Origin of the sequence: Desulfopila sp. IMCC35006 (assembly GCF_005116645.1) — a bacterium.
Classification (GTDB): Bacteria; Desulfobacterota; Desulfobulbia; order Desulfobulbales; family Desulfocapsaceae; genus Desulforhopalus_A.
The window spans coordinates 98,859-118,190 of the sequence record NZ_SWCM01000011.1 but is presented as its reverse complement, the minus strand read 5'-3'; the positions used below and the strand labels follow the sequence as shown (position 1 = coordinate 118,190).

The 19,332-nt window shown below is 48.1% G+C and carries 17 protein-coding genes; 9 read left to right on the top strand and 8 right to left on the bottom strand.

Annotated features, from left to right (window positions below; translation table 11 throughout):
- Positions 1–87 precede the first annotated feature (87 nt).
- Together FCL47_RS17535 and FCL47_RS17530 are read right to left on the bottom strand one after the other, a co-directional pair.
- Positions 88–636, bottom strand: coding sequence for a cytochrome c (locus FCL47_RS17535; RefSeq protein WP_136814832.1), 549 nt, complete (start codon positions 634–636; stop codon positions 88–90).
- 149 nt (positions 637–785) lie between these two features.
- The gene (locus FCL47_RS17530; protein ID WP_136814831.1) at positions 786–1,133 is read right to left on the bottom strand and encodes a VOC family protein; all 348 of its coding nucleotides are present in this window, start codon (positions 1,131–1,133) and stop codon (positions 786–788) included.
- Positions 1,134–1,448: 315 nt separating this feature from the next.
- Here FCL47_RS17530 and hcp point away from each other — a divergent pair, with 315 nt between their 5' ends.
- Positions 1,449–3,122 carry a hydroxylamine reductase gene (gene hcp / locus FCL47_RS17525; RefSeq protein ID WP_136814830.1) on the top strand — a complete coding sequence of 558 codons (1,674 nt, stop codon included), beginning with the start codon at positions 1,449–1,451 and terminating at the stop codon, positions 3,120–3,122.
- A 257-nt stretch (positions 3,123–3,379) separates the two neighbouring features.
- Here the strand turns inward: hcp and FCL47_RS25160 are convergent, their stop codons facing one another.
- Positions 3,380–3,577, bottom strand: a complete 198-nt coding sequence (locus FCL47_RS25160) for a TetR family transcriptional regulator (RefSeq protein ID WP_240744288.1) — start codon at positions 3,575–3,577, stop codon at positions 3,380–3,382.
- Positions 3,578–3,974: 397 nt separating this feature from the next.
- On the opposite strand from FCL47_RS25160, the gene istA reads away from it, so the two are divergent.
- From istA to FCL47_RS17480, 8 genes are all read left to right on the top strand, one after another.
- Positions 3,975–5,528 (top strand): IS21 family transposase, encoded by a 1,554-nt coding sequence (istA, locus tag FCL47_RS17515; protein WP_136814829.1) that lies wholly within the window; start codon positions 3,975–3,977, stop codon positions 5,526–5,528.
- Positions 5,529–5,539: 11 nt separating this feature from the next.
- Entirely contained in the window at positions 5,540–6,277 is a 738-nt protein-coding gene (gene istB, locus FCL47_RS17510; protein ID WP_136814828.1) for an IS21-like element helper ATPase IstB, read from the top strand.
- Positions 6,278–6,684: 407 nt separating this feature from the next.
- Positions 6,685–6,996 carry a cupin domain-containing protein gene (locus FCL47_RS17505; protein WP_136814827.1) on the top strand — a complete coding sequence of 104 codons (312 nt, stop codon included), beginning with the start codon at positions 6,685–6,687 and terminating at the stop codon, positions 6,994–6,996.
- Positions 6,997–7,152: 156 nt separating this feature from the next.
- A complete protein-coding gene (gene rnk, locus FCL47_RS17500) occupies positions 7,153–7,563 on the top strand; it encodes a nucleoside diphosphate kinase regulator (RefSeq protein WP_136814826.1) in 411 nt (136 codons plus the stop codon).
- Positions 7,564–7,834: 271 nt separating this feature from the next.
- Positions 7,835–9,184, top strand: a complete 1,350-nt coding sequence (locus FCL47_RS17495) for a uracil-xanthine permease family protein (protein WP_136814825.1) — start codon at positions 7,835–7,837, stop codon at positions 9,182–9,184.
- Between the two features lie 727 nt (positions 9,185–9,911).
- On the top strand, positions 9,912–10,250 hold the full coding sequence (locus FCL47_RS17490; RefSeq protein WP_136814824.1) for a zf-TFIIB domain-containing protein: 339 nt from the start codon (positions 9,912–9,914) through the stop codon (positions 10,248–10,250).
- 162 nt (positions 10,251–10,412) lie between these two features.
- Positions 10,413–10,802 (top strand): hypothetical protein, encoded by a 390-nt coding sequence (locus FCL47_RS17485; RefSeq protein WP_136814823.1) that lies wholly within the window; start codon positions 10,413–10,415, stop codon positions 10,800–10,802.
- 496 nt (positions 10,803–11,298) lie between these two features.
- Positions 11,299–11,868, top strand: a complete 570-nt coding sequence (locus FCL47_RS17480) for a tellurite resistance TerB family protein (RefSeq protein ID WP_255580746.1) — start codon at positions 11,299–11,301, stop codon at positions 11,866–11,868.
- 43 nt (positions 11,869–11,911) lie between these two features.
- On the opposite strand, the gene FCL47_RS17475 is transcribed toward FCL47_RS17480, so the two are convergent.
- From FCL47_RS17475 to torC, 5 genes are all read right to left on the bottom strand, one after another.
- Entirely contained in the window at positions 11,912–12,901 is a 990-nt protein-coding gene (locus FCL47_RS17475; RefSeq protein WP_136814821.1) for a bifunctional oligoribonuclease/PAP phosphatase NrnA, read from the bottom strand.
- Positions 12,902–13,247: 346 nt separating this feature from the next.
- Positions 13,248–14,663 carry a dihydrolipoyl dehydrogenase gene (locus FCL47_RS17470; protein ID WP_136814820.1) on the bottom strand — a complete coding sequence of 472 codons (1,416 nt, stop codon included), beginning with the start codon at positions 14,661–14,663 and terminating at the stop codon, positions 13,248–13,250.
- Between the two features lie 219 nt (positions 14,664–14,882).
- Entirely contained in the window at positions 14,883–15,569 is a 687-nt protein-coding gene (gene torD, locus FCL47_RS17465; protein WP_136814819.1) for a molecular chaperone TorD, read from the bottom strand.
- A complete protein-coding gene (gene torA, locus FCL47_RS17460) occupies positions 15,562–18,081 on the bottom strand; it encodes a trimethylamine-N-oxide reductase TorA (protein ID WP_136814818.1) in 2,520 nt (839 codons plus the stop codon). Before torA ends, torD begins: the two co-directional genes overlap by 8 nt.
- A 14-nt stretch (positions 18,082–18,095) precedes the next feature.
- Positions 18,096–19,322: a pentaheme c-type cytochrome TorC gene (gene torC / locus FCL47_RS17455; protein ID WP_136814987.1), complete on the bottom strand. Its 1,227-nt coding sequence runs from the start codon at positions 19,320–19,322 to the stop codon at positions 18,096–18,098.
- Positions 19,323–19,332 lie beyond the last annotated feature (10 nt).

Genomic DNA, 19,332 nt, shown 5'->3' with positions numbered 1-19,332 from the left:
GTAAGCCTGGTGAAATTGGTGTTAAATCATTCCTAAGTCACAAAAACGACCGTGAGCGATTGATGCTGGTGGAGCATTTAATCGTCTTTAATGATGATCTGTCTCAGCCTGTTGGCTGCTTTTTAAGTTAGAAAAACGTTTGGATGCATATTTTGAGTGGCAATTCATGCATTGACTGTGAAGCTTATAGAAATAAAAGTTCACAAGTTCTCCATCGCCTCGATGAGCGGCATGGGCCAATTTCCCGGCGGTTGCGTGAAAGATTTGATCCATTGCAATAAATCCGGTCGGCAAAGAATGATGAAGTTCTTTCATCTGGTCTTCGGTAAGCTTTTGTTTGAGAATAAAACTATCTTTAATTTTTTGCGCCAATTCGGCAATTGACTGCCAATTGCCGGCTGCAATTGCAGGGATGATTGCCATCATCCCTTTCTCAATCTCATTCATTTCCTGATTTAAGACCTCTTGCAAATCATGAGAAAGGTGCAGCTCATTAGGTTGTTTCGGCGAATGTTTAGGCGAGAGGTATACTTCAGATGCATGACTCAGGGTGATAATAGAACAGACAGTTGAAGTGAGCACTGCCAGACGAATTGCCTTTAGCGGCATCCTGATGCTATTTTTTTCTTTATCCATAATTGACCTTTTGATTCATGTTGAGATTTTTTCCATGTTGAGCATTTTTTACTCAATCACCTCTCAGCTCATCGATAATCCAGAGGATTGATGCTGCCTGTTAGTCACAAATACCAGGAGGCCCACTCACCGTCACCATTGTCGAGCACTTACGACCAAATTTCAATTCTATTGCCTTCAGGATCATAAATATAAAATACTGTTGATCCCCAAAGCACCTTTGTCGGGGTTGGACTGACCCCCGATTCCATTAAGTAATTATGCATACTTTGATTATCATCTACTTGAAAACTAACAGTAATACCTTTGCCGTTACAGCTCTTTATTGTTGCGTTTTCTTCGTTTGCAATACTTAACCTTGCACAATTATTTATAGAAAACTCAACAAACCACTCATTTGCGAAATGAACATCGAGTTTGAGCACATCTCTATAGAAAGCAACTGTTTCCGTCCATTTTTGGCAGTATAGTATGGTATTTGATGTTCTTATTTGCACAATTGCGCCCCGCCAAAAACTACTTTCTCGGACTTTGTCATACCCGTTACCTGTTCAAAGGTGCCTGGGCATAAAGAAACCACAAAAGCCTGAGCCATTTCACTCTTCTTAATTGATTGAGAAGTCACCTTACTTTAGGTTAATCACATATTATCATATGGGTGATAAATAAAATTGATATATGTCAATTTTATTTATAAAGTCTGATAACTATAGAAAAGAAGGTGTTACTCAGCCCCGAATGGGCTAGATTCGATCAATCAACGAGCTACATTTATCTAACCAATCATTTTTTTGAAATTGAAGGAGAAAAACATGTCTATGTTCTGTCATCAGTGTCAGGAAACCGCAAAAAATACCGGGTGCACCATCCAAGGTGTTTGCGGCAAAAAGGAAGAAATCGCCAACCTTCAGGATCTCTTTATTTGGACGCTCAAGGGGATCTCGGTTTGGGGTGTTAAAGGGAAAGAGTTTAATATTTACGATGAGGAGATCGCTTTCTTTATCGACAAAGGTATGTTTGCCACAATAACAAATGCAAACTTTAGCAGGAGTGATTTTATAGGTTTTATCAAACAGAGTGTTACCCTTCGGGAGCAATTGAAGGATAGGGTTTTAAAGGCCCACAGTGAAACTCATGGCAAAGACTTTGCACAGACAGTTCCCGAATGTGCAACATGGACCTTTACCGATGAAACCGATCTTCTTGCCAGAGCTGCAAGTGGGAGCGGAGGGTGGCTGGAAATAATTGATGAAGATGAACGTTCTCTTAAGGCTACCATCCAGTACGGTTTGAAAGGGCTTTGCGCCTATGCTGAACATGCCTACCAGCTGAAAAAACACAGCCGTAAGATATTCGAGTTTTTGATGGAAGGTCTTGCCGCCCTGGTTGATCCTGCATTAACCAAAGATGACCTCATGGCCTTGGTCTTGAAAACAGGACAAATGGGTGTAGAGACCATGGCCCTACTTGATCAGGCAAATAATGACGGTTACGGCACCTGCGGAATGACCACTGTTAATCTAGGCGTTGGTAATAATCCAGGCATTCTTGTGACGGGCCATGACTTAGTTGATCTCCATGAATTATTGGAGCAGACCAAAGATAAAGGGATCGATATATACACCCACAGTGAAATGTTACCAGCCCATTATTACCCTAAACTTAAACAATACAGTCATTTAGTTGGTAATTATGGCAATGCATGGTGGCTGCAAAAAAAAGACCTCGACTCGTTTAATGGTCCAATTCTTTTCACATCTAACTGCATTGTTCCTCCTAAACCGGAGCATATGGACCGAATCTTTACTACCGGTGCTGTCGGGTTCGATGGTTGTGTCCATATCCCCGACCGCGAGGATGGTAAAGCAAAAGATTTCTCGAAAATTATCGAAACAGCCCAAAACTGCAAACCTCCCGAACAGATCGAGTCTGGGGCTATTGTTGGTGGATTCGGCCATAGCCAAGTGATGGACTTGAAAGACAAGATTATAGATGCGGTAAAATCTGGGGCGATCAAGCGGTTCGTGGTCATGGCCGGTTGCGATGGCCGTCATAAGACCCGTGACTATTACACACAAGTTGCCAAACTATTACCCAAAGACGCCGTTATCCTAACGGCTGGATGTGCAAAATATAAATACCTGAAACTGGATCTTGGTGACATTGGTGGTATTCCCCGTATTCTTGACGCCGGCCAATGCAACGATTCGTATTCCTTAGCAGTGATAGCTTTAGAGCTTCAGAAAGCCTTTGGCCTCAAGGATATTAATGAACTTCCTCTCTCTTTTGATATTGCTTGGTACGAACAGAAAGCAGTTCTGGTCCTGTTGGCATTGCTTTCATTAGGAGTCAAGGGAATTCGTCTCGGACCAACTCTTCCGGGGTTTTTGTCACCAAATGTAGCAAAAAAACTGATAGAACAGTTTGATATAAAGAGTATCTCCTCCCCCGAAGAAGATGTGGCAGCAATGATGGCTGGGAATTGAAGCACGTTGTAACTTTGGCATAAAGCAATGAGGTAGCGTATCTATGATAGATTCCTCCTCATTGTATCAGTCCCTAAATCGTGCCGATAAACAGGATGGTGGCCTTCCTCGGGGTCGAGGTCGGGATCCACTCCTGCCCCCCCCCCGGATGCTTGGCGACAAACTCGACATGGGCCATTAATATGGCTTCTCAAGTGCGTCAAGAGGGGATGTCGCTCCCTGTCTGGCCTTATTCTGGCCGTCAGTCCAGTGGATACTCAGTTCATCACCGCCTGGAGGATCGCCGCCTTGTTGTGGGAATGTCGAAACAGAGCACCCTGGGTTAAACCCATCCGAAAGGCAATGGCAGCATTAGTAGTATCCGTCGGATTCTGCTCTGTTGCCAATTCGATTACATGTGTAATGGTTACTTCCCTGCGCTCATCGGCCGGAAGATGCTTAACAATGGTACTCATAGAACCTCCGCAAGATAGTAGTTAATTACTATCTTGATGGACGGTGAATGTAAATCGCCTGTTTTGTTGAATTGACGGATAGTGCCATTGGTAATGTTTCGTTCTTCAGTTTTTATTTGTCATATAGGCGATCCAGAGGGTTTCTTCTTATAAAAATAGACATATTGTAAAATCCAATTGAATATTCCAGATGATCCCGGCCAGTGATTCCACTCCATTCCGGCCACCCATTCCATTTGATCCCGGCCACTGATTCCATTTCATTCCGGCCATCGATTCCATTCGATCCCGGCCACGGTTTCCAGATGATTCCGGCCACCAATTTCGGAGAGTAGCGACGCATAAAACCAAATGGTAGAAAGTCTCTTTTTATGATGATTTTATCAAGGAGAGATTCATGCCAGGCAAGAGGTTATCTATGCGAAAGATACGAGAGGTATTGCGCCTCAAATACGAGTTGAATCGAAGCAACCGCGAGATCGGATTGAGCTGCGGGATTGGCAGCAGCACGGTCAGCGATTATATCCAGCGAGTAAGAAATGGAGGCTTCACCTGGCCACTTCCGGAAGGGCTGAGCGACACCGCTCTTGAGCAGTTGCTTTTTCCGCCTCCGACACCGCGAAACAGCTCAGGGTTATTACCTGATTTCCATGAAGTTCATAAAGAATTACAGTCGCGCAAACACGTAACTTTAAACCTGTTGTGGCAGGAATATAAAGAACGACACCCGGACGGCTATCAATACAGCTGGTACTGCCATAATTATCGGGACTGGGCCGCCAGGCTGGATGTGGTCATGCGCCATGAACACCGGGCGGGCGAGAAAATGTTTGTCCACTATGCAGGACAAACAGTCGATGTAATTGACGGGGACACCGGCGAGATACATAAAGCACAGATCTTCGTCGCTGTCCTGGGTGCCAGTAATTACACCTACGCTGAAGCCACGTTGAGCCAACAGATTGAAGACTGGATAGGTTCTCATGTCCGTGCGTTTTCCTTCTATGGAGGTGTTACGGAGGCGGTGGTTCCCGATAATTTGAAGAGCGGGGTCAGCAGAGTCTGTCGCTACGAACCGGATATCAACCCGACATACCACGCCCTGGCCAACCATTACCAGACAGTGATCATCCCTGCCCGGGTCAGAAAACCACGGGATAAGGCCAAAGCGGAAGCGGGCGTCTTGCTGGTAGAACGTTGGATTCTGGCACGACTCCGCAAGCATACCTTCTTCAGCCTGGCAGAGCTCAACCAAGCAATAAAGGGGCTGTTGGACATCCTCAACAACAAGCCTTTCAAGAAGCTTTCCGGCAGCAGGCAGAGTCGTTTTGTTGAAATGGACAAACCGGCGCTGAGGCCACTCCCCGCAACACCCTACGAAATGGCATATTGGAAAAAGGTCACTGTTCACCTTGATTATCATGTGGAGGTGGAAGGCCACTATTACTCTGTCCCATACACCCTGGTAAAAAAGCAACTGGAGGTTCGTTACACCACGACCTCGGTGGAATGTCTGTACCGAAATCAGCGGGTAGCAAGCCATCTCCGCAACCAGTCCCGGGGCCGCCACACAACGATCAGAGAACATATGCCGCCAAAGCATCAGAAATACTCGGAATGGACTCCCGAAAGATTTACCAGATGGGCGGCAAAAATCGGCCCGCAAACAAGGGTGCTCACAGAAACACTTCTGGTTCAAAGGACACATCCACAGCAGGCCTACAGGACTCTGTTGGGGATTCTACGATTGGGTAAATCCTATGGCGAACAAAGACTCGAAGCAGCCTGCGACCGCGCTCTGCAGATCAATGCACTCTCTTACAGGAGTATAGAATCGATACTCAAAAACGGCTTGGATCAAAAACCTCTAAGAAATAAAGAAAACAACAGCAAGCCCTTGCAGCACAGCAACATCCGCGGCGCTGACTACTACGACTCAACAATCCATTAAAGGAGAGAATAATGCTGCTTCACCCAACTCTTGAGAAACTAACAACCTTACGCTTCACCGGCATGGCGACTGCACTTGATGAACAGATGCGGATGAACTCCCTGGATGATCTGGGCTTTGAAGAACGGCTGGGCATCCTGCTCGACCGGGAGATGGCCGTCAGACAGACAAGGAGAATGAATACACGATTACGCAAAGCCAGGCTACGCCAGGATGGCTGTATAGAAGACATCAACTTCAGGCATCCGCGGGGCCTGGATAAATCCCTGGTGATGCGACTGGCGGGCTGCGAGTGGATCAAAGAGCACAACAATCTGATAATCACCGGCCCCACCGGGGTTGGTAAAACCTTTCTTTCTTGTGCCTTTGCCCAGAAAGCATGCCGGGAAGGCTATACCACCCTCTACCTGAGAATCACCAAGCTCTTTGAGGATCTGGCCCTGTCAAAAGGTGATGGCCGATATCTGAAGCTGCTGGCTTCATTTGCCAAAGCTGATTTGCTGGTGCTCGATGACTACGGCCTGGAGCAACTCTGTCGAGATCAACGACATGATTTACTTGAGATACTTGAGGACCGCCATGGCTTGAAATCAACGCTCGTCACCAGTCAGTTGCCTATCGATCACTGGCATGAGCAGATCGGCGACCCGACTCTTGCCGATGCCATTCTCGACAGGCTGGTGCACAACGCCCATAAAATAAAACTTGATGGAGATTCTATGAGAAAACATAATGCAAACTTGACGTGAACAGCAATGACGAGGTAAGGGACAAATAACAGCGTCGCTTCGCTCCGACTACCTGGCCGCGATCATCTGGAATGGGTGGCCGGGATCACGTGGAATCGGTGGCCGGCTTCGACTGGAATGAGTGGCCGGAATCAATGGAATACGCATCCAATGGCAATACGGTTTTTCTGTTGAGCGGGCGTAATGATACTGTAAAGTCTCGCGCACTTGATCCATCAATTTAAGCTTTGGATTTGGCGTGAATTTTGATCTTTATTCAATCATATCTATGGTAATATCAGATAAAATGGAAAAATTGGAAGAAAAAGGTAACAACTGGACAGGGTTTTCCATGCCGGACAGGTTAATCTTGAATATGATGGACTTTGTCCAAGTATTGCACTGTTATATTTGAAAAGGATAATGAAATGGCTTTCTGGAACTTAAGCACTTTACAGTTAGAAAAGTTCAGACCTGGAATTTCAAGTAAAGCAGAGATAGGCAACAACCTAATAATGGTTTGCATGGAAATCGAAGCTGAAAAAGAAGATATAGGTCACAGTCACAAGTTCGATCAATGTGGAATCATTCTAAATGGAAAAATTGAAATGTATATTGGTGAAGAACGAAAAATACTCACATCTGATGAGTCATATTTTATACCATCTGGAGTGAAACATGGTTGGAAGACCTTTGATAATCCAGTAAAAATCCTTGATATCTCAGCTAAAGAATCATGACAAAGGCTACCTTTTCTTCACCTTCTACACGAGTTAAACGAAAAACAAGAAGGGAAACCATTTAAGTCATTTAATAGGGCTTCGCTGAAGCTCGCTGGTTAAATTAATGTATTGACAATACAAGACATTATCACACCACGAGATGGATAAACCATTATGAAAAGACCACAAATAACAATTTCGTCGCTGGATTTAGCGAGACTTGAACAGATAATTGAGTCGTTAGATGACGACCAATTTCCTAATATCGACGACCTTCAAACCGAGCTCGATCGGGCGGATATTGTTGATCCGGAAGCAATGCCTCCCGATATTGTCACAATGAACTCAACGGTAGAGTTCAGAGTGGAATCATCAAATAAAACTTTTTCGTTGACACTTGTCTATCCTAGAGATGTTGGCGGTGGCGATGGCAAAATTTCTATTCTTGCGCCTGTGGGTAGTGCCTTGCTTGGCTTAAGGGAAGGAGACCTCATCTCCTGGCCGAAACCTGGCGGCGGACTGCTTGAGGTTCGTGTCATAAAAGTCACATATCAACCTGAACGTGCCGGTGATTTGCTATTGTAATACTCTCTCTCCTTGCTTGGTAAACGTTCACCAGCACCGCATCTGTAATAATATCAATAATGCCAGTTTCCGGACATCTTTCTCGAATCTCCGGCACTGGAGCACGTTTATAGTTAGGAGGTTATGCGGTTATTGGCCGGGGCCTGGTGAACAGACACCATGCTTGTGCGTCACTTAGAGCCGGTTAGCATCGAGATCCTGTCCGTACACTCGGCGCATATTTCAATCCCGTATTGTATTTTATTTATCAAAATACACCTCAGGAGGTGTATTGAAGCAACTTATAATCAAATATGGCTTGGATGAGCGCCCGCCATTGACTCAAACTTTAATCTTCGGTATGCAATGGCTGGCTATCACTATAGCCACAGTGATCAAAATCGGTAAAGTGGTGGCTGGTCTCCACTTTACCGATTTTGGCCAGCAATTACTTTACATGCAAAAATTGTTTTTTGTTATTGCCGTGTCGCTGTTTTTGCAAGTACTGTGGGGTCATAGGCTGCCGTTGATCACCGGACCGGCGACGGTGCTGCTGGTAGCCATTCTGGCTGGCACCGGCAGTGATATAAATGCCATATATACATCCATTGCCGCTGGAGGCGGATTCCTGGTCCTGCTCTGCGTTACGGGGTTGTTCTCGTGGATCTCCCGCTATTTTACTTCTCGAGTGGTGGCCACTATCCTGATACTCATTGCTCTGACCATTACCCCCACCATTTTGAATCTCATTCTCGTTTCCGCATCTACGGAAACGGCATTGACCAACCTGGGATTTGCCCTACTCTTTTTCATGCTCATGATCATCGCCGATCGACTGCTCCCCGGCATCTGGAAAACCACCATGATTGTTTGGGCCATCATTGCCGGTAGCATCTGTTACCTGCTGTTACTACCTCCCGAGGTCTTGCGTGACCGGGGTCAATTGGGACTAGTATCCAACTTTTTTACCGATTTCACCACGACCTTAATCTGGGAACCTGGTTTACTTATCTCGTTTCTGATCTGCTTTATCGCTCTTTCCATCAACGATTTGGGCTCCATTCAAGCGGTGGGGCAACTCATCAAGGCCCCAGGTATGAAACGTCGAGTGACTGCCGGCATCACCCTCAGCGGCCTTGCCAACGTGCTAGCTGGGTTTTTCGGGGTGATCGGGCCGGTGAACTTTTCTATGAGCGCCGGAATCATTGCTGCCAATGGCAACGCTTCCCGCTTCACCTTGTTTCCAACCAGCCTGGGCTTGCTGGCCATGGCTTTTTTACCCGGGGTAGTGGCCTTTGCCTGGAATGTACCTTCTGTCGTGGTGGGAACGATCCTGCTCTACATCATGTGCTCCCAATTGGCTGCTGGGTTGATGGTAGCCTTTGGTACGAGCGGTTTCGCGTTTCGGGATGGCCTTGTCATTGGTATTCCCATGATGGTAAGCATCTTGGTGTCTTACCTGCCTGCTGCTGTCACGGCCGCTTTTCCCCCTTTACTCATGCCGATTGCCGGTAATGGGTTTGTAATGGGTGTGCTGGCAGTGCTGGTACTGGAGCACACCGTGTATCGCAGTGATACCTCACAGCCCACCCAAAATGCCCCCCAAACCGACGTTAATTTGCCGCATCCGGTCAAAAAATAGCCTGGCTGATGGAGCCTCCGAAAATATTTCGTCTTGCTGATTGGTTACAGATAGAACCATGACACAAGCAGAACGTAAATTATCAAGGTCAGCATCAGCAACGGGATGCCCACCCAGACAAAGTCCGTAAACGAATAACCGCCTGGCTCCTGCATGAAAATGTTCACCGGTAAGTAGATGAACATTAGGGGTAATCAGCGTCCCACCCGGGCGCTGCCGGGTCAAATTTTATAAGTAACAGAATGTTTTTAACGAATCTTGAAAATGACATGTTATCCTTTTGATATTTCGAGATATTTCATGAAAAGCGTCATTTTTGTTACTTGAAAGATAAGCTAATGTCCTTTCCTACGATGTTAACGCTGGCTGGGCTCCGGCCTCAGCCAACGCTTAACGTATTTTGTAATTCGATTCTTGAAGTGACCCCTATCTGATTTTTCTGTTCCATTGTTCCACAGAAGAACCATTTACAACCGAGTGTATTAGGGCCGAGGCTTTCATTCAATAAATCTATTGTTCGTTTTATTCGAATTGAATGTCTTTAATTATCTAATTGTTCTAATTTATTCTTATGAGTACTCTTTGTGAAAGAATTAATAAGTAATCAATTTTGACAAGAGAATACTATGCGACGAAGACAAATTCGAATATGAGGGCGAGGTAGTGAAAAAATAATAAGCTACCGCTTGGTATTTATTGTCTCAGGCTTGGACAATAATAAGAGTTGATGAACAAAAATAAAACCGTAGAGGAAAACATGCCAATAACACCGACAGACCAGGAACAGGAATACATTGCGCGTAAAGAGTTCGAAAGAATGCAGCAGACAAAGGCTGAAAAATCTAAAAACATAGCCACAGAAGAAAAACTTAAGCTGAAAGAGTTACATCATATGCGGTGCCCTAAGTGCGGTATGGAGCTAGTTGAGATTAAGTACAGAGCTATCATGATCGACAAGTGTTCCGGGTGCGAAGGTATCTGGCTTGATGCCGGAGAACTTGAGAGCGTTTCTCAGCTCGAAAAGACAGGTCTGGATAAACTTTTTAGTGCTTTTAGGAAAGACTGATTTTATCCGTGGAAGAAAAGAAATTCTGTCCGCATCAAAAATAATCAATTGTTTACCTTATTGTTTGATTCATGACGAATTCAATATCAGAATATGAAGGATAGATTTTTCACTCAAATACCCATTCGTATAATTGCGTTATCATTTAATTTGGGAGTTTACATGAAGATCGACATCTCGATGCAACAGAGTTGTTCGGACAACAAAATTTCTCGCAAGGTGGCACAACGAACACGGTTAGCATTGAGCCGGTTTGCTACAGCCATCCAGACCGTTACAATCCGTATAACTGACACAAATGGCCCTAAAGGTGGAGAAGACACACGGTGTATTGTCTCAGTAAAATTGGCATCAACCGGTGAAGTTGTAGTTCAAGGTGAAGGCGAAAAGGTTCTTTCTGTCCTAAGCCACTGTCTATCCCGTGCAGAAAGAGCAGTCGGTCGCAGCCTGGACCGACGCCGCGATAATCCGATCCGTATGAATAGACGCAGGACGAAAGTTGAAGATGAACCTCTCTGGTCTGAAAATGAGCGACAAGAGTATCAACTTTAAGGCAAGAACATACTTCTCCAGCTCGAATTTTTCGTTGCCTATCATGGTCAAGACAGCATAGCCATTGGTTGACAACTTTACATATATTACCCTCCAAGAAAGTCCTGCCATGTATGCTGTCGAATTTTTTCTGCATGACCGGGCTTTTTATAAACAATTCAACTAATAATAGGCTTGACTATGGAAATATTACTGTTTTGCTGCTTAACGATTTTTGTATCCCTCTTTTGGTTTACCCGTAAAGACCACCAGTCGAAACGCAGGAACAGCCAAACGTTCCACGGGGACCTTGTTTTTTTGAAAGTTACTCCACTTCAACAACCAGCTCGTTCCTACAACAATTATCAAGAGAGGTGTTCCAACAATTCCCGCCGGTGGTAGCGACCCAACCACAGATTCTTTGCAGCGGATTTATCATTAAATTATCAGGAAATTCACAATGCGTAGATTATTAAACTTTTTTCCTTTACCACAGCCCTAGTGGTGTTTCTGGGTTTTGGCGGGTGGACTTGCCAGTAGCATGCTGACCGGCAAGAAAGGACTCAAGGTGGGTGGAGTTGCTGCAGTAGGCGCACTTGCATACACTGCATACCAGCGCTTCAACAATAAAGATACCAGCTCAACTCTGCCCGCCACCGCAACAGATCTCGTTGCAGCTCCACCTGGTACCGCGTTCATGCCCGAGGAGAGTGATGATGTAGCCATTGAAGCACTGGGACTTCTATTAGTGCGTGCCATGATTGCCGTTGCACGCGTGGATGGGCGCCTTGATGCACAAGAAAGTCAGTCCATTTTCCAAAAGATCCAATCATTAGAACTGGACAGCAACAGTCAGGCCTTACTGGTGGAAGAAATGGGCCATCCGGTTGATATGGACGCTATCGTCAACAGTGCAACCACCCCAGAGATCACAGCAGAAATATACACAGCATCGCTGCTTGCAGTCGAAGTAGACACCGCAGCAGAAAAAGGCTACCTCGGTATGCTGGCGGCGCGCCTGCGACTCCCCTCTGAACTTGTGGTGGAACTTGAGCAGCAGGTTGAGGCCCAAAGGGCTATTGCTTAAACTTCGACAGAGTTGGATCTGGTACTGCGAACGGGATACGTAGTTAACGGTTTTTGATTTTATCTGCAACATACTCACTAATTTTCGATAAATTTTCTGTCTCATCCGTAAGAGCTGAGATTGGTATCTCTGCCCTTGCGGCGCCCTTATGTCCCCCGGCGGAGCCAAGCTTACCGAACAGTTGTTTTGCAACCTTGCCCGCATTAAGCCGAAAACCGGCATTTCTCAGGATTATAATCAATTTCTTGCCGTAAATTCCGGAAACGATGCACCAGGTGGCTTCCGCCATCTTTAGAAAAAAATCGGCGAGAATTACCAGAGCATCGGCATCTTTTACTACACCCATATGGATATAGGCCGTATCGCCGATAAATTCCAGCTCTTCGAAAGCCTTACGAAATGCGGCCAGGTTTCTCTTGTTGATTTCAGATGATTCGATTTTTTTAATAATATTGATATTGACGCGGGGATAAAGATACCGAAATGCTTCGACATCAGCGTAGGTTGACGTTCTGGTGAAGTTATCAGTGTCTGTCTTAATGCCGTAAAACAGAGCAGTGGCTAACTTTATTGAAGGGGCAACACCTGCTGCTTTGAAATATTCCGTCATCATGGATGAAACAGCACCGTATTCCTCGCGTATATCTTTAAAAGGGACTTTCAGCGAAGGATCGGGCGAATGATGATCAATAATAATACTAAAATCGGTATTTCTTAAAGATTTATGGTGATGTGGCTGTGAGTCAACCATGGCCCACCTTGTCACCTTACTGGTGTCTGCCCTTGTAAGGTAAGGCACGGTAATCTTAAGATCTCTGATCATAGCGAGATTGTCCGAACGTTTGATGGCATTGACCCGGCAGATAAGAGTCTTCTTTACCTTTCTCCAAAACAGTCTTTTTAAAGCGAGAGCACTGGCAATGGCGTCCGGATCTGCGACAATAAGGATACAGATGACATCATCAGTTGATACAATCTCGAGAAGACTTTTATAACGGCCTTTATGGGTGGTTGACTGGTTGGGAGGGTTCATGAAATATTATCCTGGTAGTGATTGCTCCTGTCGCTGCTGGTTGCTGCCAGCCGGGAAGTGCATAATATATGTATCATTGCCGTCCTTTTTTCCAAGCGCAGGCTTTAAGATATTTTGAACTACGACAACGATTCGTGTACCGTACTATACTAACAGGTTTATCATTCAGTTAATCTAAATCGTTATTTACATACTTTTTCAATGCGTTGAATAATCTTAGTTTAAGTGTCTCGACGTCTATGGAAAAGGCGACACGGACCTGCCAACTGTTGATTGCTGATATATAACATTTAAGTGTACTCCATTTGCACAAGAAGATTATCGAGATCCAGCACCAAGGACTTTGTCACCGTATTGGGCTGTCTTCACAGCGGAAAATCTCTAACGGATTTGGCGGCGCTTCCACCTGTCGTGCTGCGTTGCGAACGGCGGTGCGCAACCCTTCTTCAATCACTGGATGATAGAAGGGCAAAGCCAGCGTCTCATGGACCGTGAGATTGCAACTAATGGCCCAAGATACGAGATGGGCGAGATGTTCGCCATCGGGGGCAAATATTTCTGCGCCGAGCAGCTTGCCTGAAGATCGTTCGGCATAGATATGCAGGACTCCGATCTCCTCAATTTTTATAATTGACCTGCCTTGGCCTTCAAAACTAACTTTACCGGTGACAAAGTCGACGCTTTTCTGCACAAGCTCCTCGTATCGCTTGCCGACGAAAGCGATATTTGGTTCGCAGAAAGTTATGGAGAGAGCGATTCGCTCCTTAAAACATTGAGGATCATTAACGGCGTTAAACCCGGCAATACGTCCCTGATCTGCTGCCTCATGCAAGAGAGGGCGTCTTAGATTGGTATCACCGACGAGGTAGAGACTGGTACCTGTTATGTTAAAACTTTCTTCCTGATAGTAGGGAATGCCGCGTTTATCCATCGGCAGATTAAGGACATCCAGATTCAGCCGGTCAAGATTCGGACGCCGGCCAAGGGCCGTCAGAAGAAGGTCCACTTCAATTTCACGTTCACCGGTCGTAAGCATGAGGCAGCCGTTGTCTGCAACACCTTTAATCTCATAGCCGTTAAGGGATAGATCAAGCTGTTCTGCAAATTTTCGGGCGATATAGTCGTTGATCTCAGGATCACTGAGCCCCGCAAACCTTGCTCGTCTGCCGATTATGGTGGTCTTTATGTCAAGCCGCGACAACGCTTGACCCAGCTCGATACCAATGACACCAATGCCCAGCACCGCAACCTTTGCCGGCAGCTGTTCGAGTTCGAAAAAATCGTTGGTATCAATGATAAAAGAAGCATATTTTTTAAGGGGTTCAGGGACAACCGGCCTCGTTCCCACCGCTATAATAATGGTGTCTGCACGAATGTGCTCATCTCCCAGATCAAGGGTATGCTGGTCGATAAAACGGGCAGTCTTACGAATGAGTTTTTCATCCCTCCACTGAGCCATACCGGAGAGTACTCCGCCGACAAAACGGTCTCTTAGCTTGCGGACATGCTGCATCACTTCAGTTGTATCCACTTTCAGCTGTAATCCGTTGTGAATCCCCTGCTCCTGCAAATGTCGGCGCCGTGCGAAATCGTTGGCCACCTGGATAAACGCTTTTGAGGGCATACATCCGACGCGGGCACAGGTCGTCCCCAATGGCCCGTCATCTATAACCATATAATTTTTTGTTTTTTTCTCAACTTCGCGGCGAGCAGTAAGGCCCGCTGTTCCTGCTCCGATAATGGCTACATCAACATGTCTCATAGCTAGGCACCTTTTATATTGAAGTTACATTTCCTGAAGTCATCCACGGCTAACAATACGGCACTTTTTATCTGCCGTTTTTGTATTAGTGTAATTTGCTGGAACAATAGTTTTTTGATTGTCACCCTCCAAGCCAAAAGGAGTGATCTTTTTTATTCGCTGTCACGACACTTGATATTGAGAAGTGGTAGCCGTTTAAAGGCATCCCTAGATGACAGCTTACGGGATGGAGATCCTTACCTCTTCGTACAGATATTTCGCGTCGTCCTCAACGAAAGCAAGAAGCAGTGCGGCGAGTGCGGGATAGAAGTCGAAGCGTGGCGATACCGTCTGGTTGCGCGAGGAAAATTCCGGCAGCCAGGAGAGGAGTGCATCATCCAGAAACGACGCCTGAGCGTGCGCCGCATCAGAAACATCCGTCGTGTGCACCTGCTCAGTGACGAGTCGCTCCATCACGGCAAGATAGATCGCAAGATGATCTGGCGGCTCCTTGAATTCATTTTGAATAGTAAGTGATGCATTTGCCAGAAATGTACGCATGCGCTCCTCAGCCGGTCCGTAAAGGCCCTCTTGTTCAGCACCGTACGCGGACGCGTAAGGCAGCGCGCCGGCCTTTTTGTCGAGCAGAAACATCTGGGCGAAATCGGCCGCCAGTTCGAGGTGCGCATTGGGTATGTCGTGCAGCGTAGTGATCGCAACTTGCAAACGCTGCGCTTCTGTGCGAAGGCCCAGAACCGAAAATCCATCGAACAATGGTGCTGCCTGCCCAGCCAGGTAAGACGCAAGCATATGTTCATGCACTTCGGCGGCATACAATGTGGACAGCCAGGCGTACACGAATGCGCGCTGTTCGCTCAATTGGGCCCATTCAGTCAAGTTTTGGTCAACAGGTGTTGGTTCAGGCATTTGCCTTCACCTGGTTGCCGTTTGGATCGACCTCGGTCGGGCCACCAAAAGCGGTTACCACCGGCGCCGTGCCAACGTATTTTTCCAGTTCCACGAGGCAGGTGTTGGCACTCGGCCCCTGTGCCAGGCTGGATGTGCCGATGTCGAGCGTGAGCGTATTCGGATCGCCATAGGTATCGAGTGCACCAATCTCCGGTCCGGTTGGACCATACCAGGCGCCTTCCTCAATGCGCACCACCCCCGGTGGGAAATTGTCGGACACATGCGCACCGGCAAGCAGTTGGCCCCGATCATTGAATACGCGCACCAGATCTCCGTGGGAGACGCCACGATCTTTGGCATCCTGTGGGCTCATAAAGACAGGCTCGCGGCCTTGGATCGTATAGGTCGAGCGCAGCGCCTCGGATTCGCAGAGTTGCGAGTGCAGGCGTTTGTCCGGATGTACTGACTGGAGCCACAGGGGGTAGCGGTCTGAGCCCGGACCACCGTGCGAACGTTCGATCTTTTCCATCCAGATAGGATGGCCCTTGCAATCGGCATAGCCGTAGCGTTCGATCTTGCGGCTGAAAATCTCGATGAATCCCGAGGGGGTTCCCACCGCGTTCACTTCAGCATCATCGCGGAAGTCGGCGTGTCGCACCCACGGTTTGCCTTCGGGAAAAAGGTGATACCCCTTTTTCCAAAATTCTGCAAAGGAAGGCATGGCGATGTTTTTTTGTACGTTCTCGGCGACACATTCGTTGTAGAGATACTCGATCCATTCCATTTCGTTCATACCGCGCGTGTATTCTTCTTCGCGATGAAAGCGGCGGCACAGCGCGCTGAAAATCTCAAAATCAGGCTTGGAGTTAAACAGCGGGTCGATGAGTTTGTGCATTGCCAATACTCCACGGTTGCTGTACGTGCCGTATGCGTCAATGTCGTTGCGCTCAAAAGGGGTGCAGGCGGGCAGCACGATGTCGGCAAAACGGCAGGTGGCAGTCCAGTTGTAGTCGATTGCCACGACCGTTTCCAGCTTGTGATAGGCGTGTTTCATGCGGTTGCGCTGCTGATGCCGGTGCCACTGGTTGTGACCGGTGAAGATGCCCATTTTATATGGAGGCAGCTTGACTTTGGTACCGTTGAAGTCTATTTCCTTGCCCGGTTCGAGCAAGGCATCAATGGCGCGAGCAATGGGAATCACCGTGCTGTAGCCCTGGTAGTTGTCGTTGTCATGCTTTGGCTTGCGCCCCGGATCGAGGTTGAGCGGAAATGCGCCCGGCATAGCAGCACCAGAGGATGACACCCCGACCGAACTGTAGTGGTGGGAAAAGCTGATGCCGCCACCAGGCAAGCCGATCTGGCCGAGCAGCGCGGCCAGCACCGCACCCATCCAGTACGGCTGTTCGCCATGTTGCTGGCGCTGCACCGCCCAGCCGAAAATGAGTTGTGTGCGGTTGGCAGCCATCAGCCGGGCAAGCTCGCGAATGTGCTCGGCTGGTACGCCGCAAATACTCTCGGCCCATTCCGGTGTCTTTTCGATGTTGTCTTCGCTTCGGCCTTGCAAATACGGAAGGAAGCGGTCAAAGCCCAGTGCATATGTTTCGAGGAATTTCTTGTCGTAAAGGTTTTCTATGACCAGTGTGTGGGCCATTGCCAGCATCAGCACCACATCAGTCATTGGGTTGACGTACTGATGCTCACATTCGAGATAATTTTGAGTCTTGCTCTTCACCGGGTCGAGGCAGATAACCTGAATGTCTCCGCTTGCGACCTTTTTTTTCAGTTGCGCGAAGTAGGCATAGGATTCGTGGGTTTCGGTGTTCCAGCCAACCTGCAGATTTTTGATCGGGTCGTTCGCCCAGAAGACAATCACCTTGCTCTCCGCAAGAATCACTTCCCACGAAGTACCTTGCGAATAAACCTCGGTGGAACCGAGCACATAGGGTAAAATAACTTGTCCAGCACCGGTTGAATAGTCGCCGATCGTTCCGACGCTGCGCCCATGCATGCCAATCGCGCGCACCATATGGTTGCCGCAACTATGCATCTGGCCGACCGAACGCCAACCCACCCCGGCGGTGTGCAGGGCCCACGGCCCGTACTCTTTCTGTACGCGTTCGAGTTCCTCGTAAAACAGATCGATCGCCTCGTCCCAGCCGACGCGTACAAATCGGTTATCACCGCGCTGCGAGGTGTCGCTGTGGTGCCGGTTTTTGTACCAGTCCAGCCGTACCATCGGATAGCGCACCCGTGACGAGCTGTAGATCAGGCCGGGAATTCCCTTGATCATCTCGGTCGGATGTTGGTCATATTCCATCGGTTGCACTTCCACCACGCGGTCACCAACGACCTTGGCGCGAATCGCGCCGAAGTGTGAACCGGCCACCTTCCAGGTCTTGATGTCGTCGCTCATATGAGCAGCGCCGCTCTGGGCCTGTGCCGCGCGCGAAATCAGCAAGCTGGGTGCTACAAGAGCGCTGCCTGACAATATTGCTATCCCTTTAAGGAAATTTCGCCGTGAATAGGTCATGATCGTTATCCTGGTTAAGGCCTGGCCGTCTGCACGGCACCCTTGGTCGCATCATTGCCGTGCGCTGTTTCGCTGAAGTCGGATGAATGGTTTTGCAGATATTTGAGCACTACTTTGGCGGTGTCTTCGTCCATGCTGGTGAAGCCCACCATACCGCCGAAAAGGCCGGGCCAGGTGTTGGCGTCGAAGTGCGCCTCCTGCGGCTGGCGGTGACAGGTGCTGCAACTACTGCTGTAACTCGAGCGGGCAATCGACCAGATCGGCTCCGGACTGGCGAGGAGGCTCTCGGCCTGCATCCATACCTCGGCCTTGACACGCTGCCATTCAAGACCGGTCAGCAGGTCTTCCTGCGCTTCCAGTACCTTGACCAGGTTGTCGTCACGTGACACCGTTTTTTCCAGAATCGCGCTGGTAATATTGAGCCCGAATTGGCTGTACCATACCCGTCCGTAGCCCTTGTTCTTGCGCCATAGATCTAGCTCAACGCGCTGCATGTTGCCTTGGGTTTCAAGCATCTTGACCTTGGCTCCCACTTCAAGCAAGCCGATCTTCTGTGTCATCTGCGGGTCGGTGAAAAGATCGCGCGGTAGGATGGCAAAATATTCACCACCTGCCTCGATGTTCTGGCCCGAGGCGGCGGACACCAGGGTGTCGAAAGCGGGATTATGCGCACCTTTCATGTCGGGTAATTGATGCGCGATGCCCTTGTGGCAACTAATGCAGCTCTCATCGCGTTCGGCGGCACGGCGCATCGCAACCTGCGAGGCGGGGCGCATGACATTGAAGTCCATATCCTTGTAATCATGGCAGACCCGGCATTCGCGTGACCCGTTGGCGGACAGACGCTTCCACTCACGACGTGCCAGCACGATGCGGTGCTCCTGAAATTTCTCGCGTGTGCCGATGGTACCAATCAGTTCTCCCCAGACCTCACGGCTCGCCTGCATCTTACGCGCGATTTTGTCGGTGAAGTTGTGCGGCACATGACAATCGGAGCAACGGGTACGCACTCCGGTGCGGTTACTCCAGTGGACGGTTTTTTGAAGTTCGGGCAGCAGGTTGTCGTGCATGCTGTGGCAACTGAGGCAGAATTCTTCTTTACTGGTTGCATGCAGCGCCGTATTGAAACCCAGCCAGGCAATCGCGCCGGCAATAAAACCGCCCATCACAAGTACGCCGAGCCCAATCTTTGTAGATGGCCTCTGAAACAGGTTTTTAACGGTCCGGTAGAGATTTTTTATCATCTCGTTC

What these genes read in the sequence shown, in the direction of transcription:
- FCL47_RS17535 (WP_136814832.1), bottom strand. Translation starts at nt 636, where the DNA reads ATGGATAAAGAAAAAAATAGCATCAGGATGCCGCTAAAGGCAATTCGT.
- hcp (WP_136814830.1), top strand. Translation starts at nt 1,449, where the DNA reads ATGTCTATGTTCTGTCATCAGTGTCAGGAAACCGCAAAAAATACCGGG.
- FCL47_RS25160 (WP_240744288.1), bottom strand. Translation starts at nt 3,577, where the DNA reads ATGAGTACCATTGTTAAGCATCTTCCGGCCGATGAGCGCAGGGAAGTA.
- istA (WP_136814829.1), top strand. Translation starts at nt 3,975, where the DNA reads ATGCCAGGCAAGAGGTTATCTATGCGAAAGATACGAGAGGTATTGCGC.
- istB (WP_136814828.1), top strand. Translation starts at nt 5,540, where the DNA reads ATGCTGCTTCACCCAACTCTTGAGAAACTAACAACCTTACGCTTCACC.
- FCL47_RS17505 (WP_136814827.1), top strand. Translation starts at nt 6,685, where the DNA reads ATGGCTTTCTGGAACTTAAGCACTTTACAGTTAGAAAAGTTCAGACCT.
- rnk (WP_136814826.1), top strand. Translation starts at nt 7,153, where the DNA reads ATGAAAAGACCACAAATAACAATTTCGTCGCTGGATTTAGCGAGACTT.
- FCL47_RS17490 (WP_136814824.1), top strand. Translation starts at nt 9,912, where the DNA reads ATGAACAAAAATAAAACCGTAGAGGAAAACATGCCAATAACACCGACA.
- FCL47_RS17485 (WP_136814823.1), top strand. Translation starts at nt 10,413, where the DNA reads ATGAAGATCGACATCTCGATGCAACAGAGTTGTTCGGACAACAAAATT.
- FCL47_RS17475 (WP_136814821.1), bottom strand. Translation starts at nt 12,901, where the DNA reads ATGAACCCTCCCAACCAGTCAACCACCCATAAAGGCCGTTATAAAAGT.
- FCL47_RS17470 (WP_136814820.1), bottom strand. Translation starts at nt 14,663, where the DNA reads ATGAGACATGTTGATGTAGCCATTATCGGAGCAGGAACAGCGGGCCTT.
- torD (WP_136814819.1), bottom strand. Translation starts at nt 15,569, where the DNA reads ATGCCTGAACCAACACCTGTTGACCAAAACTTGACTGAATGGGCCCAA.
- torA (WP_136814818.1), bottom strand. Translation starts at nt 18,081, where the DNA reads ATGACCTATTCACGGCGAAATTTCCTTAAAGGGATAGCAATATTGTCA.